General features: G+C 68.1%; 14 protein-coding genes. 8 read left to right on the forward strand and 6 right to left on the reverse strand.

Annotation, left to right across the window (positions count from 1 at the left end; genetic code table 11):
- The first annotated feature begins 2 nt into the window (after nucleotides 1-2).
- A complete protein-coding gene (locus BC358_RS05120) occupies nucleotides 3-1,649 on the forward strand; it encodes an acyl-CoA synthetase (protein WP_079364991.1) in 1,647 nt (548 codons plus the stop codon).
- Here BC358_RS05120 and BC358_RS05125 read toward each other — a convergent pair.
- Nucleotides 1,646-3,481 carry a gamma-glutamyltransferase family protein gene (locus BC358_RS05125; protein ID WP_373270131.1) on the reverse strand — a complete coding sequence of 612 codons (1,836 nt, stop codon included), beginning with the start codon at nucleotides 3,479-3,481 and terminating at the stop codon, nucleotides 1,646-1,648. The two genes, BC358_RS05120 and BC358_RS05125, sit on opposite strands and share 4 nt — an antisense overlap.
- A 118-nt stretch (nucleotides 3,482-3,599) precedes the next feature.
- On the opposite strand from BC358_RS05125, the gene BC358_RS05130 reads away from it, so the two are divergent.
- The gene (locus BC358_RS05130; protein ID WP_079364992.1) at nucleotides 3,600-5,543 is read left to right on the forward strand and encodes a GspE/PulE family protein; all 1,944 of its coding nucleotides are present in this window, start codon (nucleotides 3,600-3,602) and stop codon (nucleotides 5,541-5,543) included.
- 141 nt (nucleotides 5,544-5,684) lie between these two features.
- Here BC358_RS05130 and BC358_RS05135 read toward each other — a convergent pair whose 3' ends face one another.
- Together BC358_RS05135 and BC358_RS05140 are read right to left on the reverse strand one after the other, a co-directional pair.
- Nucleotides 5,685-6,443, reverse strand: coding sequence for a 3-hydroxyacyl-CoA dehydrogenase (locus BC358_RS05135; RefSeq protein WP_066150413.1), 759 nt, complete (start codon nucleotides 6,441-6,443; stop codon nucleotides 5,685-5,687).
- 88 nt (nucleotides 6,444-6,531) lie between these two features.
- The gene (locus tag BC358_RS05140) at nucleotides 6,532-7,572 is read right to left on the reverse strand and encodes an extracellular solute-binding protein (RefSeq protein ID WP_079364993.1); all 1,041 of its coding nucleotides are present in this window, start codon (nucleotides 7,570-7,572) and stop codon (nucleotides 6,532-6,534) included.
- A 48-nt stretch (nucleotides 7,573-7,620) separates the two neighbouring features.
- Here BC358_RS05140 and BC358_RS05145 point away from each other — a divergent pair, with 48 nt between their 5' ends.
- Entirely contained in the window at nucleotides 7,621-8,550 is a 930-nt protein-coding gene (locus BC358_RS05145) for a patatin-like phospholipase family protein (protein WP_079364994.1), read from the forward strand.
- A 226-nt stretch (nucleotides 8,551-8,776) separates the two neighbouring features.
- On the opposite strand, the gene BC358_RS05150 is transcribed toward BC358_RS05145, so the two are convergent.
- On the reverse strand, nucleotides 8,777-9,319 hold the full coding sequence (locus BC358_RS05150) for a phasin family protein (protein WP_066150422.1): 543 nt from the start codon (nucleotides 9,317-9,319) through the stop codon (nucleotides 8,777-8,779).
- A gap of 230 nt (nucleotides 9,320-9,549) precedes the next feature.
- Here BC358_RS05150 and BC358_RS05155 point away from each other — a divergent pair, with 230 nt between their 5' ends.
- From BC358_RS05155 to BC358_RS05165, 3 genes are all read left to right on the forward strand, one after another.
- On the forward strand, nucleotides 9,550-10,518 hold the full coding sequence (locus BC358_RS05155; RefSeq protein ID WP_179130012.1) for a histone deacetylase: 969 nt from the start codon (nucleotides 9,550-9,552) through the stop codon (nucleotides 10,516-10,518).
- 26 nt (nucleotides 10,519-10,544) lie between these two features.
- Nucleotides 10,545-10,997, forward strand: a complete 453-nt coding sequence (locus tag BC358_RS05160; protein WP_079364995.1) for a thioesterase family protein — start codon at nucleotides 10,545-10,547, stop codon at nucleotides 10,995-10,997.
- A gap of 72 nt (nucleotides 10,998-11,069) precedes the next feature.
- Nucleotides 11,070-11,798, forward strand: a complete 729-nt coding sequence (locus BC358_RS05165; protein ID WP_079364996.1) for a nitroreductase — start codon at nucleotides 11,070-11,072, stop codon at nucleotides 11,796-11,798.
- A gap of 15 nt (nucleotides 11,799-11,813) precedes the next feature.
- On the opposite strand, the gene BC358_RS05170 is transcribed toward BC358_RS05165, so the two are convergent.
- The gene (locus BC358_RS05170) at nucleotides 11,814-12,623 is read right to left on the reverse strand and encodes a hypothetical protein (protein ID WP_079364997.1); all 810 of its coding nucleotides are present in this window, start codon (nucleotides 12,621-12,623) and stop codon (nucleotides 11,814-11,816) included.
- A 173-nt stretch (nucleotides 12,624-12,796) separates the two neighbouring features.
- On the opposite strand from BC358_RS05170, the gene BC358_RS05175 reads away from it, so the two are divergent.
- Both BC358_RS05175 and BC358_RS05180 read left to right on the forward strand, forming a co-directional pair.
- Nucleotides 12,797-13,144 carry an FKBP-type peptidyl-prolyl cis-trans isomerase gene (locus tag BC358_RS05175; protein WP_066150438.1) on the forward strand — a complete coding sequence of 116 codons (348 nt, stop codon included), beginning with the start codon at nucleotides 12,797-12,799 and terminating at the stop codon, nucleotides 13,142-13,144.
- A gap of 8 nt (nucleotides 13,145-13,152) precedes the next feature.
- Nucleotides 13,153-14,136, forward strand: a complete 984-nt coding sequence (locus BC358_RS05180; protein ID WP_079364998.1) for a D-glycerate dehydrogenase — start codon at nucleotides 13,153-13,155, stop codon at nucleotides 14,134-14,136.
- Between the two features lie 15 nt (nucleotides 14,137-14,151).
- Here the strand turns inward: BC358_RS05180 and BC358_RS05185 are convergent, their stop codons facing one another.
- Nucleotides 14,152-14,496 carry a DUF2834 domain-containing protein gene (locus tag BC358_RS05185; protein WP_079364999.1) on the reverse strand — a complete coding sequence of 115 codons (345 nt, stop codon included), beginning with the start codon at nucleotides 14,494-14,496 and terminating at the stop codon, nucleotides 14,152-14,154.
- Nucleotides 14,497-14,529 lie beyond the last annotated feature (33 nt).

Below are 14,529 nucleotides of genomic sequence, written 5' to 3' on the forward strand. Positions count from 1 at the left end.
GCATGACCAGCATCTACGACCAGGACCTGCCCCGCAACGAAGCCAATTTCGCGCCGATCTCGCCGCTGTCGTTCATCGAACGCACGGCCGAGGTCTACCCGGACCGGCTGGCCATCGTGCATGGCGGCTTGCGCCAGACCTGGGCCCAGACCTACGCCCGCACCCGCCAGCTGGCCAGTGCGCTGCAGAAAGCCGGCATCGGCAAGAACGACACCGTGGCGGTGATGCTGCCCAACACGCCGCCGATGGTGGAGGCGCACTTCGGTGTGCCCATGTCCGGCGCGGTGCTCAACGCGCTCAACACCCGGCTGGACCCGGAGGCGATTGCCTTCATGCTGGACCACGGCGAGGCCAAGGCGGTGATCGTCGACCCCGAGTTCGCCGGCACCATGGCCAAGGCGCTGAAGCTGCGCACGCGAACCGAGCCGCTGCTGGTGATCGACGTGCAGGACACGCTGTTCACCGGCGAGAGCCAGCCCATCGGCAGCACCACCTACGAAGCCTTCATCGCGGGTGGCGACCCGGCCTTTGCCTGGCAGCTGCCGGGTGACGAGTGGGACGCGATCGCGCTGAACTACACCAGCGGCACCACCGGCAACCCCAAGGGCGTGGTCTACCACCACCGCGGCGCGGCCATGAATGCGATCAGCAACGTGCTGGAGTGGGACATGCCCAAGCACGCGGTCTACCTCTGGACCCTGCCCATGTTCCACTGCAACGGCTGGTGCTTCCCCTGGACGGTCGCAGCGCGCGCGGGTGTCAACGTCTGCCTGCGCCGGGTGGAGGCACAGGCCATCTTCGACCTGATGCGCGAACACCGCGTGACGCACTACTGCGGCGCGCCCATCGTGCAGGGCCTGCTGGTGAACGCGCCGGCCGCGATGAAGGCGGGCATTCCCGCAGGCATCAAGGCCATGGTCGCGGGTGCCGCGCCGCCGGCCTCAATGATCGAGGGCATGGAGCAGATGGGTTTCGACCTGACCCACGTCTACGGTCTGACCGAGGTCTACGGCCCGGCCACCGTCTGCGCCAAACACGACAGCTGGAATCAGCTCGACATCGGCGAGCGCGCCCGGCTGAATGCGCGCCAGGGCGTGCGCTACCACCTGGAACGCGATGTGCGCGTGCTGAACCCCGAGACCATGCAGCCGGTGCCACTGGACGGCGAGACCATGGGCGAAATCATGTTCAAGGGCAACATCGCCATGAAGGGCTATCTGAAGAACCCCAAAGCGACGCAAGAGGTATTTGCCGGCGGATGGTTCCACAGCGGCGACCTGGCGGTGCAGTACGCCGACGGCTATTTCAAGATCAAGGACCGCAGCAAGGACATCATCATCTCGGGCGGCGAGAACATCTCGTCCATCGAGGTCGAGGACGTGCTCTACCGCCACCCCGACGTGCTCGCTGCTGCCGTGGTGGCGCGGCCCGATCCGAAGTGGGGCGAGACCCCTTGCGCCTTTGTGGAGCTGAAATTCGGCGCGCACACCACGCCCGAGGACATCGTGAAGCACTGCAAGCAGCACCTGGCCGGGTTCAAGGTGCCGCGTTACGTGGTGTTCGGCGAACTGCCCAAGACCAGCACCGGCAAGATCCAGAAGTTCGAGCTGCGCAAGCAGGCGGGGTCGGCCAGCGCGATTGACGTTTAGTCACCTGCGACCACGCCCTCGCGCCGCGGGTCGGCGCCGCCCAGCCAACGGCCATCGGGTGCCCGCTGAATCGCCTGCAGCCCGCTGGGCATCGGCGTCTCGCTGACCGTGTGGCCCCTGGCTTGCAGGGCCTGCACCGTCGCAGCCGGAAAACGGCCCGCCTCCAGCATCACCGGCCCGCCCAGCGTACCGAAGTTCGGCAGGTCGATCGAGGCCTGCGGCGACAGACCGCCGCCCAGCGTGCCCAGCAGTGTCTTGGCCGTGAAGTGAATGATCAGTGCACCGCCCGGGCTGCCCGCGCTCATCAGCAACTGGCCCGTGGCCTTGTCGAACACCAGCGTCGGCGACATCGACGAGCGCGGCCGCTTGCCGGGCTCCACGCGGTTCGCGATGGGCTGGCCTTGCGCGTCGGTGGGGGCGAAGCTGAAGTCGGTCAGCTGGTTGTTCAGCAGGAAGCCGCCGCTGCGGCCCTGGCCGGTGTTCACCATCAGCCGCGACCCGAAGCCGGCCTCGATGGTGGTGGTCATGGCCAGCGCGTTGCCGAAGCGGTCGGTGATGCTGATGTGGCTGGTGCCGTATTCGGGCTGGTCGGGCATGGGCGCATGGGCCAGGGGGGCGCCGCCGGGCCTGCCAGGGCCGACCTGCGGTGCGCGGGCCGGCGTGATCAGGCGCGCGCGGTCATCCAGGTAGCGTGCATCCAGCAAGCTGTCCCAGCGGCCGGCCGGGGCGGCCACGAAGTCCGGGTCGGCCAGGTACTGTGCGCGGTCCGCGAATGCCAGGCGCGAGGCCTCCATGTAGGCGTGCAGCCAGTCGGCACCTGGTGTCCCGGTCAGCGGTGCGGCGCCCAGCGGCGTGCGGGCCAGCAGCCCGAGGATCTGTCCGACCGCGATGGCGCCCGAACTCGGGGGCGGGAAGCCGCAGATGCGCAGCGCCTTCGCCGCCGCGGTGTGGTCCATGCACAGCGCTTCGCGCTCGCGGGGCTGGTAGCGCGCCAGGTCGTCTGCCGACAGCGTGCCCGGCGCTTTTGGATGCCGGCGCACCTTGTCCACGATGGCTTGCGCCACCGGGCCTTCGTGCAGCGCCCGGGGGCCCTGCGCCGCGATGCCGCGCAGCACCGCCGCCAGCTCGGGATTCTTCAGCACATGGCCGACCGGGTGCGGCGTGCCGTCTGGCTGGTAGAAGTAGGCCGCGGCCACCGGGTCGGCCTTGAGCGCACTCTCGGCCGCCAGCAGCGTGTGCAGGCGCGGACTGACGGCAAAGCCCTGCTCGGCCAGCACGATGGCGGGTTCGAACAGCGCCGCCCAGGGCAGGCGGCCGTGCTGGTGGTGGGCGAGGGCGAGCATGGCGACCGCGCCGGGTGTCCCCACGGAAAGGCCGGAGGCGACCGCGTCCATGAAGGGCAGGGGCTTGCCATCGCCGGCCAGGAAGAGTTGGGGTGTGGCGCCGGTGGGTGCGGTCTCGCGGCCGTCGAAGGCCTGCACGCGGCGGCCGTCGTGGTGCAGCAGGAAGGCGCCGCCGCCGATGCCGCTCGATTGCGGCTCGACCAGGGTCAGCATCATCTGCACCGCCACCGCGGCGTCGACCGCGCTGCCACCGGCGCGCAGCATCTGAAGACCCGCCTCGGCGGCCAGCGGGTTGGCCGCAGCCACCGCCTGCTGGCTGAACACCCAGCCGGGTTTGGCCTGCAGGCCGGAAGCCAATTCGGGCTGTGCCGGTGACGATGCCACGCCGGTCGACCGGTGCGTGTCCGCCGATCCGGCACAGGCCGCCATGATCGCGCCGATGGCAAGGACCAGCACGCGATGCCCCGTCCGTTTCGTGCACTCTTTCATGAAGTGGTCCATTTTGTAACTTGATGTTGCAGATACTTGCCCGAGGTCAATCCGGCTGGTGGCCCGCTGGGCTATCTTGGCTTCATCGGCAACCAGCCGCTGATACGAGAAAACCCTGATGACGCTGACAAGCACCGCCGCCCCTCCAACCCCCAACCATCGTCCGCCCGTGCAGGGGCCAGTGCACAACCTGACGCAACTGGTGCAGGCTTTCGAGTTGCAACATCGGTGGCCCATTGTGAGTCTGAGCGAGGCATTGCTGCGGTTGCGCATCCTTGATCAGGGCACCGTGGACGGCTTGCTGGCAGAGGACCCCGATCTGTTCCGGTCGCGCTCGCACGAACTGGTCACACGCATGGTGCTGACGGACGACGAGCTGCAGCGGGCGTTGGCCCGGGTGGCCGGGGTGGTCGAGGTCGAGGCCCTGGGTTTCGAGGTGGAGCGTGGTGCGTTCGACATCCTCCCCTTGCGGGTGGCCCACGCCCACACCGTGCTGCCGCTGGGCATGGCTGCCGACCGGTTCCTTGTGGCCTCCTGGGCGCCCACCAGTGGTGATCTGCACCGCGCCCTCTGTTCTTGTACGGGGCATACGGTGGAGCTGGTCTGGGCCAGTCGTGAAGCCATTGAACGGCGGCTCGAAGTGCAGGACCGGGTGGAGCGGGCAGCCCATGCACACAGCGCACCCGCCATCGTTGAAGAGGCACGCCGACGCCTTTCTCCACAAGGGGGGGCCAGTGTGGCCGGTCATGCACTGGTGGACGACCTGGTGATGCAGGCCATGGTCGAGGTCGGGTCGGCGGCCGAGTCCGAGCAGATGGCCTCTGCCAGCGAATCGGCCGGCATGGTGCGCCTGGTCAACCAGATGATCGCGGAGGCGCAGCGGTTGCACGCCTCCGACATCCACATCGAGTCCAACCCCGGGGAGGCGCTGACAGCGATCCGGTTCCGCCGCGATGGCGATCTCGAACCCTACCTGTGGCTGCCCGCCAAGCTGCGCGCGCCCCTGGTTTCGCGCATCAAGATCATGGCGCGGCTGGACATCGCCGAGCGGCGGCGCCCCCAGGACGGCAAGATAGACTTCGCCGAGTTCGGTGGCACGGCGCTGGAGCTGCGCGTGGCCGTGATGCCCACCCACGATGGCTTGGAGGACGTGGTGCTGCGCCTGCTGGAATCGGCCAAGCCGATCCCGCTGTCGCAACTGGGCCTGCAGCCGCGCGACCTGGACACCATCGCCGGTTTCTCGCAGCGCAGCTTCGGCATGGTGCTGGCCGTGGGGCCGACCGGCTCGGGTAAGACCACCACGCTGCACTCGATGCTGGCCGAGGTCAACACCGCCGACAAGAAGATCTGGACCGCCGAGGACCCGATCGAGATCACGCAGGCCGGACTGCGCCAGGTGCAGATGAATGCCAAGATCGGTCTGACGTTTGCAAGCGCGATGCGCAGCTTTCTGCGCGCCGATCCCGACATCATCATGATCGGCGAGATTCGCGACGCCGAGACCGCGAAGATCGCCATCGAAGCCTCGCTCACCGGTCACCTGGTGCTCTCGACCCTGCACACCAACAACGCCAGCGAGAGTGTGGTGCGCCTGCTGGACCTGGGCATGGACCCGATGAACTTCGCCGATTCTCTGCTGGGCCTGGTGGCGCAGCGCCTGGTGCGGGCCCTGTGCACGCACTGTTCCGAGCCTGGGCCGCTGGATGCAACGGCCTGGACGGCGTTGCTGGAGGAATACCGCGAGGGCAGCGACTTGGGTCTGGCACAGGCGCAGGACCGCTTGCTGACGGCGGCCGGGGTGTCGACACCTGCCGAGGTTCGGATGCGCCACGCGGTGGGCTGCGACCACTGCGGCGGCAAAGGATACAAAGGCCGGCTGGGCATCTACGAGATCCTGCAGAACAGCCGCAGCGTCAAGCAGCTGATCCAGGACCGTGCCCGACCGACCGAGATTTTCGATGTTGCCGTGCGCGAGGGCATGCGCAGCCTGCGCCACGACGCGCTGGAGAAGGTGGTGCGGGGCCGCATCGATCTCAAGCAGGCCCGCACGGCTTACCGCTGAGCTCGCCAGAAGCTTGGCACGGTCAGGGAAGAACCCTCCGGCGCGAGACATCCCACCCAGGATGCGGTGGAACCGGCTTTGCCGGGCCACTCGCATCGCCCCCTGGAGGGGGCGCGTGCAGCGCGGCAGGGGTGGGCCCTGTCAGCGAGGCGCCAGGCGGATGGCGCCGTCCAGGCGGATCACCTCGCCATTGAGCATGTCGTTCTCGATGATGTGCTTGGCCAGCTTGGCGTAGTCGTTCGGCGTGCCCAGGCGGCTGGGGAAGGGCACGCTGGCGGCCAGCGCATCCTGCACCTCCTGCGGCATGCCGAACAGCATGGGCGTGCCGAAGATGCCGGGGGCGATGGTCATGTTGCGGATGCCGTTGCGAGCGAGGTCGCGCGCGATCGGCAGGGTCATGCCCACCACGCCGCCCTTGGACGCGGCGTAGGCCGCCTGGCCGATCTGGCCGTCGTAGGCAGCCACCGAGGCGGTCGAGATCATCACGCCGCGCTCGCCGGTGGCCTCGGGTTCGTTCTTGCACATGGCGTCCGCAGCCAGGCGGATCATGTTGAAGCTGCCGACCAGGTTGACCATGATGGTCTTGGTGTAGACGGCCAGCGAGTGGGCGCCATTCTTGCCCACGGTCTTCTCGGCCGGGGCGATGCCGGCGCAGTTCACCAGGCCCATGAGCTTGCCCATGGACACGGCCTTGGCGACCACGGCCTGGCCGTCGGCCTCGTTGCTCACGTCGCATTTGACGAAGGCACCGCCGATCTCCCGGGCGACCGCTTCGCCTTTTTCCGCCTGCATGTCGGCGATCACCACCTTGCCGCCGTTGGCCGCCAGCATGCGCGCTGTGCCTTCGCCCAGGCCCGATGCGCCGCCGGTGACGATGAAGACCTTGCCTGCGATTTCCATGGAATGCTCCTCTTGGATGGAATTGACGTTAACGTAAACGTCAATTATCGCCCACAAAAAAGCCCGCGAGAAGCGGGCTTTCGGTCGATCACTTGAACCCGACGCGGTCCAGCATCTGCTGCACCTTCACCATGTTCTTGGCCACCACGCCCAGCGGAATCTGCTCGGCCTTGAAGTTGTCGCCACCGATGGCCTTGAGGGCCGCGTTCTCGATCTTCACGCCCTTGGCGGCTGCGAACTCGTTGTTGCCGTTGGCGAAATAGTCCTGGGCATACGGGCTGGCCAGGTACTCCATGAACGCGATGGCGTTGTCCTTGTTCTTGGCGTGCTTGGCCACGGCGGCGCCGGCGATGTTGACGTGCGTGCCGGTCGTGCCCTGGTTGGGGAACACCACCTTCACCTTCTCCATCACTTCCTTTTCGTCGGCCTTGCTCGACTTGACCAGCCGCGCAATGTAGTAGGTGTTGGAGATGGCCACGCCGCACTCGCCCGAGGCAACGGCCTTGATCTGGTCGGTGTCGCCGCCCTTGGGTGCGCGCGCCATGTTGTCGACCAGGCCCTTGAGCCAGGCCTCGCCCTTGGCATCGCCCAGACGCTCGACCACGGTCGAGAACAGCGAGAGGTTGTAGGGATGCGAGCCCGAGCGGGTGCACAGCAGGCCCTTGAGCTTGGGGTCGGCCAGTTGTTCGTAGGTGGCGACGTCGGCGGCCTTGACGCGCAGCGGGTCGTACACGATCACGCGGGCGCGGGTGGAGAAGCCGGTCCAGGTTACCCCGTCCTTGGTGGCGTCGGCGCGCAGGTTGGCGGGGATCGCAGCGTCCAGCTTGGCGGACTTGATCGGCAGGAACAGGCCGTCCTTGTCGGCGCTGGCCATGCGGGCGGCGTCCACCAGCAGGATCACGTCGGCCGGAGATGCCGAGCCTTCGGCCTTCAGGCGGGCCACGATGCCGGCGTCGTCGGCGTCCACGCGGTTGATCTTGATGCCCGTGGTCTTGGTGAAGTTCTCGTACATCGCCTCGTCCGTCTGGTAGTGGCGGGCGGAGTAGATGTTCAGGACCTTGTCCTGGGCCAGGGCGTTCAGGGACGTGGCGGCAGCCAGGACAATCGGGAGCAAGGCGAATGAGCGCATGGGTTGTCTTTCAATGTGGGGAATGAGTTGCGGCGGATGCTAACACAAATGCGAATGGTTCTTGATAAGAGATTCTTGATCTGGGTCAATGCCCTGTTGCTGGCCTTGCTGGCCGGTTGCTCCACCGTGGCACCGCCAGCGGAGCCCCCGGTGGTAGCCCCCCCCGTGGTGGAGGTGCCCCAGCGCCCGCCCCGACTGGGGCTGGCGTTGGGAGGCGGTGCGGCGCGCGGTTTTGCCCATGTGGGTGTGATCCAGGTGCTGGAGGCGAACGGCATCCGCGCCGATGTGGTGGCGGGCACCTCCGCCGGCAGTCTGGTGGCGGCCCTCTACGCCAGCGGCAAGCGCTCCGCCGAACTGGAGCGCGTGGCGATGGGCATGGACGAAGCGCTGCTGACCGACTGGACCATGCCGCTGGCCAGCCGGGGCCTGCTGCGGGGCGAGGCGCTGGCGCGCTATGTGCGGCAGGCGGTGGATGGCAAGCTGATCGAGCAGATGGCGCTGCCGCTGGGCATCCTGGCGACCGATCTCGCCAATGGCAGCGGCGTGCTGTTCCGCCGGGGCGACACCGCGCAGGCCGTGCGCGCGTCCAGCGCGGTGCCCGGCGTCTTCAATCCGGTGTCGATCGCCGGCCGGGAATACGTCGATGGCGGCCTCGTGGCGCCCGTGCCGGTGCGCCAGGCACGCGAGATGGGGGCCGAGGTGGTGCTGGCAATCGACATTTCGGCCGATCCGCAGGACATCCCGGCCAACGGCCTGTTCAGCCTGCTGCCCAAGACCACGGCCATCATGGGGCAGAGCATCAACCGGCTGGAACTGGCCCGTGCCGACGTGGTCGTGCGGCCTTCGCTGGCGGGGGTGGGCAGCGCCGATTTCGCCTCACGCCAGCGGTCCATCGAGGCGGGCCGGGCCGCGATGCAGGCGGCCCTGCCGAAGCTCAAGCAACTGCTGGCGCGGTTGCGCCCGGCAGAACCCCACTGACCAGCCACTGCCAGCCGCGGACATAAAAAAAGCCCTCGCGTTGCGGCGAGGGCTTGAAGGGGTCCGATGAAATCGGAATTTCGAAAAGGACCCGAGGAGACAACCAGAAAAACGGTCTGAGGGTTCAGCGCCGCCTTCACAGGTCTGGCGCCAGTCTGCTTGAGTTCAATGGTATTGACCTTGATCGAAGTCAAAGGTCAGAACATCCGCAGGAACCCTGTGTTGTTCAACGCTTCTTGGCGGCGGCCTTGGTGGCGGTCACGGCCTGGGCGGTGACGGTGTTGAAGTTGGTTTCGGCCATTTCGGTGGCTTGCTTGACAGCCTTCTGCACCGACTCCATGGCGTTGTTGGCGGCGGACACGGCGCTCTTCATCACGGCGACGGCGGTTTCCGAACCGGCGGGTGCGTTCTTGGCGGCGTTGTCGACGACGGCCATGAACTTCTTCTGGGCGTCGGCGGCTTGCGCTTCAGCGGCCTTGCCGAACTCGGCGCCAGTGCCGGAGGCGATGTCGTACAGGTGGCGGCTGTAGGCCACAGTCTTCTCGGCCAGGGGCTGCATCAGGCTGGCTTGCAGCGTCAGCAGTTCCTGGGCGTCCTTGACGGACAGCAGGGCCTGGGCGCTGTTGGCGGATTCGCTCAGAGCGGCCTTGGTGGCTTGCACGTTCAGCTCGACCAGCTTTTCCACGCCTTCGAAGGCTTTCTGGGTCAGGCCGAAGAGAGTTTCGATGTTGGCTTTCTGGGCGGCAACGATTTGTTCAGCGGTCAACATGTATTTAGCTCCTGTAGAAGGTTTTAAAGGGCAGTTGAAGGCTGCTTCGAGAACACCGCGCTGTCTGGACGCTGTTGTTTTCGTTCGCTTTGCTGCGCTGCAACATGGCTCGAATTATAGGGACTGAACGAACGGATGCAAGGCTTTTTTGTTGCGCTGCAGCAATCTAGGTGCTGTTTTCTAAAACCGGGTGGCGCCGGCTGGATTTGATGCGCCGGCCACAATGGGCCGTGCACGTCTTCTATGCCGACCACTTCATCCTGCCGCTGCCCGCCGGGCACCGGTTTCCCATGGCCAAGTACGGGCGCCTGCGCGAGCGGCTGGCGGCCGAGTGCCCGCAGATCCGGCTCGGCCAGGCCCTGCCGGCCAGCGACGGTGAGCTGGCGCTGGTGCATGCCCCGGCGTACATCCAGGCGATCCAGACCGGCGCGCTGAGCGCAGCCGCCCAGCGGGAAATCGGCTTCCCGTGGAGCCCGGCCATGGCCGAGCGGGCGCGGCGCTCGGTCGGCGCCACCATCCAGGCCTGCCGCGCCGCGATGGCCGGAGAAGGTCTGGCGGCCAACATCGCGGGCGGCACCCACCATTCCTACGCCGACAAGGGCAGCGGCTTCTGCGTGTTCAACGACGCGGCCGTGGCCGCGCGCCTGATGCAGGCCGAACACGCAAGGCAGCACCGCGCGCGCGGCCCGCTGAAGGTGGCCATCGTCGACCTGGACGTGCACCAGGGCAACGGCACGGCGCGCATCTTCGCGGACGACGACTCGGTGTTCACGCTCTCGCTGCATGGCGAGAAGAACTTCCCGTTCCGCAAGGAGCCGAGCGACCTGGACGTGGAACTGCCCGACGGCACCGGCGATGGTCCGTACCTGGAAGCGCTGGAACGCGCGCTGGACGAGCTGGAGCGCCGGTTCGAACCCGGGCTGGTGATCTACCTGGCGGGCGCCGACCCGCACGAGGGCGACCGGCTGGGGCGCCTGAAGCTCACGTTCGACGGGCTGGAGGCGCGCGACCGGCGGGTGATGGACTGGGCCTGGCAGCGCCGCCTGCCGCTGGCCTTCGCCATGGCCGGAGGCTATGGCACCGACATGGAATCCACGGTGCAGGTGCAGATGAACACCTACCGGGTGGCGCTGGAGTACCACGCCCGCTGGGCCGCGGCTGCGCGGGCCGGGGAACGCGCGGCGGTGACAGCGGCCTGAAGACCGCGCAGGCAGAATCCGCCGCCATGAACGTCCCTGCCGCCCCCGCTTCACGACCACAGGCCCTGCCGCGCGACCACTACCGCGTGTTCCGCTCCATCGGCACCCGCTGGATGGACAACGACGTCTACGGCCACGTCAACAACGTCGTCTACTACAGCTGGTTCGACACCGCGGTCAACGCCTGGCTGATCGAGCAGGGCGCGCTGGACATCCACGCCGGCGGCGTGATCGGCCTGGTGATCGAGACCCAGTGCAACTATTTCGCTCCGCTGGCCTTTCCGCAGACCATCGAAGCCGGCCTGCGCGTCGCGCACCTGGGCCGCTCCAGCGTGCGCTACGAGGTCGGCCTCTTCGCCCAGGGCGAGCCACTGGCCGCCGCCTGTGGTCACTTCATCCATGTGTATGTGGACCGTGAAACCCGCCGGCCCGTCACCTTGCCCGACAAGCTCCAGGCCACCCTGCAGACCATCACCTGACCGCCGGCCAGCGCTGGGCGGCACCGCTTGCCATAATTGACGTTGACGTAAACGTCATATCCAGGAGACACCATGAGCCAGAACCCGCCCGCGACCACGCCCGTGATCGACGCCGCCAGCGTCGACGCCGCCATCACCAGCCGCATGTCGGCCCGCGCCTTCCTGCCGCAGCCGGTGCCGCGCGCCACGCTGGAGCACCTGCTGGAGGTGGCCTCGCGCGCGCCCTCGGGCACCAACACCCAGCCCTGGAAGGTGTATGTGCTGCAGGGCGCCAGCCGCGACAGCCTGGTGGAGAAGTGCTGCGCCGCGCACGATGCGCTGCGCGCCGACCCCTCGCTGGCCGAGCAGTACCGCGAGGAGTACGACTACTACCCCACGCAGTGGGTCAGCCCCTACATCGACCGCCGGCGCGAGAACGGCTGGAGCCTCTACGGCCTGCTGGGCATCACCAAGGGTGACAAGGACAAGATGCATGCGCAGCACCAGCGCAACTTCCGCTTCTTCGACGCGCCGGTGGGCCTGATGTTCACGCTGGACAGGGTCATGGGCCGCGGCTCGCTGGTGGACTACGGCATGTTCCTGCAGAACCTCATGGTCGCCGCGCGCGGGCACGGCCTGCACACCTGCCCGCAGGCGGCCTGGAACGGCTTCGCCAAGATCATCCTGCCGCACATCGGCGCGGGCGAGAACGAGATGCTGGTCTGCGGCATGGCGCTGGGCTACGCCGACCCGGCTGACAAGGTGAATGGGTTCATCACCCCCCGCGAGCCGGTGGCCAGCTTCACGCACTGGCTGGAGTGAGCGGGGGGGCCAAACTCAGTTCGGATCGGGCACGTAGCCCCGGTTCGCACCCGGGAAGGCGCTGGGCCGGTCGCGCCAGCGGCGGCGCTCCGGCGGGATCACACCCAGCGCGATCAGGTTCTCGCGGCTGTCGTAGCGGATGCGGATGATCTCGTCGGGCCGGTTGCTGCGGCGCTCGAAGTCGGTCTCGCCGACGCGGTCGCGTTCTCGGTCGCCATGGCCGGTGCCCAGCTGGGGCCCTGCCTGCGCGCCGTTGTGGGAACGCTCCTGCAGCTGCGGGCTGGACTTGGTGCCCGGTGCGCTGCGGTCGAACGGCGGGAAGGGCGGCAGGGGCGGGCGCGGCAGGTGGAAGGCCTCGCGCTCGCGGAACACCGCCACGCCGATCACGCCCACGTCGTCCGGACGCCCGGTGCGCGCGGCGTAAGAGCGCGAGTGGCGGGTGAACTCGAAGGCCGCGATCTCGCGCTTGCTCTTGCGCCAGCCAGCCACGTCGTAGCGCTGCATCGGCTCCAGCACGTAGCCGGCCTGGTCAAAGTCGGCGGTCTCGCCGGTGATCACGTTCACGCCGTCTACCGACACCACGTTGAGCAGGCGCTCGCGGCTGTCGTTGCGCAGCTCGATGGCGTAGCGTGCGCCCGGTTCGCCCGCCACCCAGTACTCGCCGCGGAAGCGGTAGAGCGGCAGCACCGCGCCGCGGTCGCGGTCGATCACGCGCACGTCGGTCAGGCGTCCCTCGGCCATGGCCGGCAACGCGGTGAGCAGGGCCGAGCCGGCGATGGCGCCCAGCGCCAGGCGGCGGGAGAAGAGGGGGGTGGAGGTGGTCATCGTGGGTCTCCTGGGACCGGTGGTTGCGAGGACTGCAGTACATCGCGGCTGCGTCAACGTTTGCCCCATGGCGTGCAAAGCCTGTGTAAACAGGTGTTTGAAGTGGTGCCGACGCCGGGCCGGTGCCGGGCTGGAATAATCGGTCTTCCGTTTTTTCAACCCGAGGACACACCATGATCACCACCCCCAGCGGCCTGCAGTACGAAGACACCACCGTCGGCAACGGCGAGGTCGCCCAGGCCGGCCGCCGCGTGCAGGTGCACTACACCGGCTGGCTCTACAACGATGGCGTGCAGGGCGCCAAGTTCGACTCCAGCAAGGACCGCGGCCAGCCTTTCGAATTCCCGCTCGGCGCCGGCCACGTGATCAAGGGCTGGGACGAGGGCGTGCAGGGCATGGCCGTCGGTGGCACGCGCCGCCTGGTGATCCCGGCCGCGCTGGGCTACGGCGCGCGCGGCGCCGGCGGCGTGATCCCGCCGAACGCCACGCTGCTGTTCGAAGTCGACCTGCTGGCCGTCTGAGCACGCGCATGAGCCAGCGCCCCGCCATCCTGATCGCGCGTGCCGTGTTCCCCGAAGTGGTGGAGCGCCTGCGCGAGCACTTCGAGGTCGAGACCACGCCGCCCGGCGTGGTCTGGTCCCCGGTCGAACTCATCGAGCGCCTGCAGGGCAAGGACGGGGTGCTGACCACCGGCAGCGAGTACATCGACGCGGCGCTGCTGGCGGCCTGCCCGCAGCTGAAAATCGTGGCCAACCTCGCGGTGGGCCACAACAACTTCGATCTGGACGCGATGACGGCGGCCGGCGTGCAGGCCACCAACGCGCCCGACGTGCTCACCGAGACCACGGCCGACTTCGGCTTTGCGCTGCTGATGGCGACCGCGCGGCGCATCACCGAGAGCGAACACTTCCTGCGCGCCGGCCAGTGGAAGCAGTGGTCGCTCGACCTGTTCGCGGGCGCCGACATCCACGGCACGACGCTGGGCATCCTGGGCATGGGCCGCATCGGCCAGGCCATCGCGCGCCGCGGTGCGCACGGCTTCGGCATGCGGGTGGTCTACCACAACCGTTCGCGCCTCGACGCCGGGAAAGAGGCCGCGTGTGGCGCGAGCTATGTCTCTCGCGAAGCACTGTTCTCGCAGGCCGACCATGTGGTGCTGGTGCTGCCCTACACACCCGCGGCGCACCACACGGTGGGCGCGGCCGAACTGGCGCTGATGAAGCCGACCGCGATCCTGGTCAACATCGCGCGCGGCGGCATCGTGGACGAGAACGCGCTGGTCGCGGCGCTGCGCGAAAAGCGCATCGCGGCCGCCGGGCTGGACGTGTTCGAGGGCGAGCCCCAGGTCAATCCCGCGCTGCTGACCGTGCCCAACGTGGTGCTCACGCCGCACATCGCCAGCGCCACCTTGCCCACGCGCATGGCGATGGCCATGCTCGCCGCCGACAACCTGATCGCCTACCTGACCACCGGGCAGGCGAAGACGCCGCTGAACCGCGTCGCACCCCGCTGAGGCCTTGCGGCCCAGTCAGCGCCGAGGGGCGATGGCGACGCCCCGGTGCGCGAGGTACAGCGGCAGGGCGACCGCCAGCCCCACCCCGAAACACAGCGCGATCCAGGCCAGGGCCCGCCAGCGGCTGAGCGGCGCCGTTTCGCGCCACACCCAGACCGCAAATACCAGCGCCGACAGGTACACGTCGACCGTGATCGCACTGGTCAGCGGGTTGACCATGGCATCGGCCCAGAAGCGGTCGGGCGCCACGCTGCCCCCCGACAGGAAGTACTGCAGGTTGAAGAGCCAGGTGCCCACCAGCCCGGCCAGTGCCAGCGCCAGGTACCAGCGGGGGATGGGTTTTGGGGGCGGTGTTGTCATGCGGCGGCTCCTTGAATCGATGGATCGCATTGG

Origin of the sequence: Hydrogenophaga sp. H7 (assembly GCF_002025745.1) — a bacterium.
Classification (GTDB): Bacteria; Pseudomonadota; Gammaproteobacteria; order Burkholderiales; family Burkholderiaceae_C; genus Hydrogenophaga; species Hydrogenophaga pseudoflava.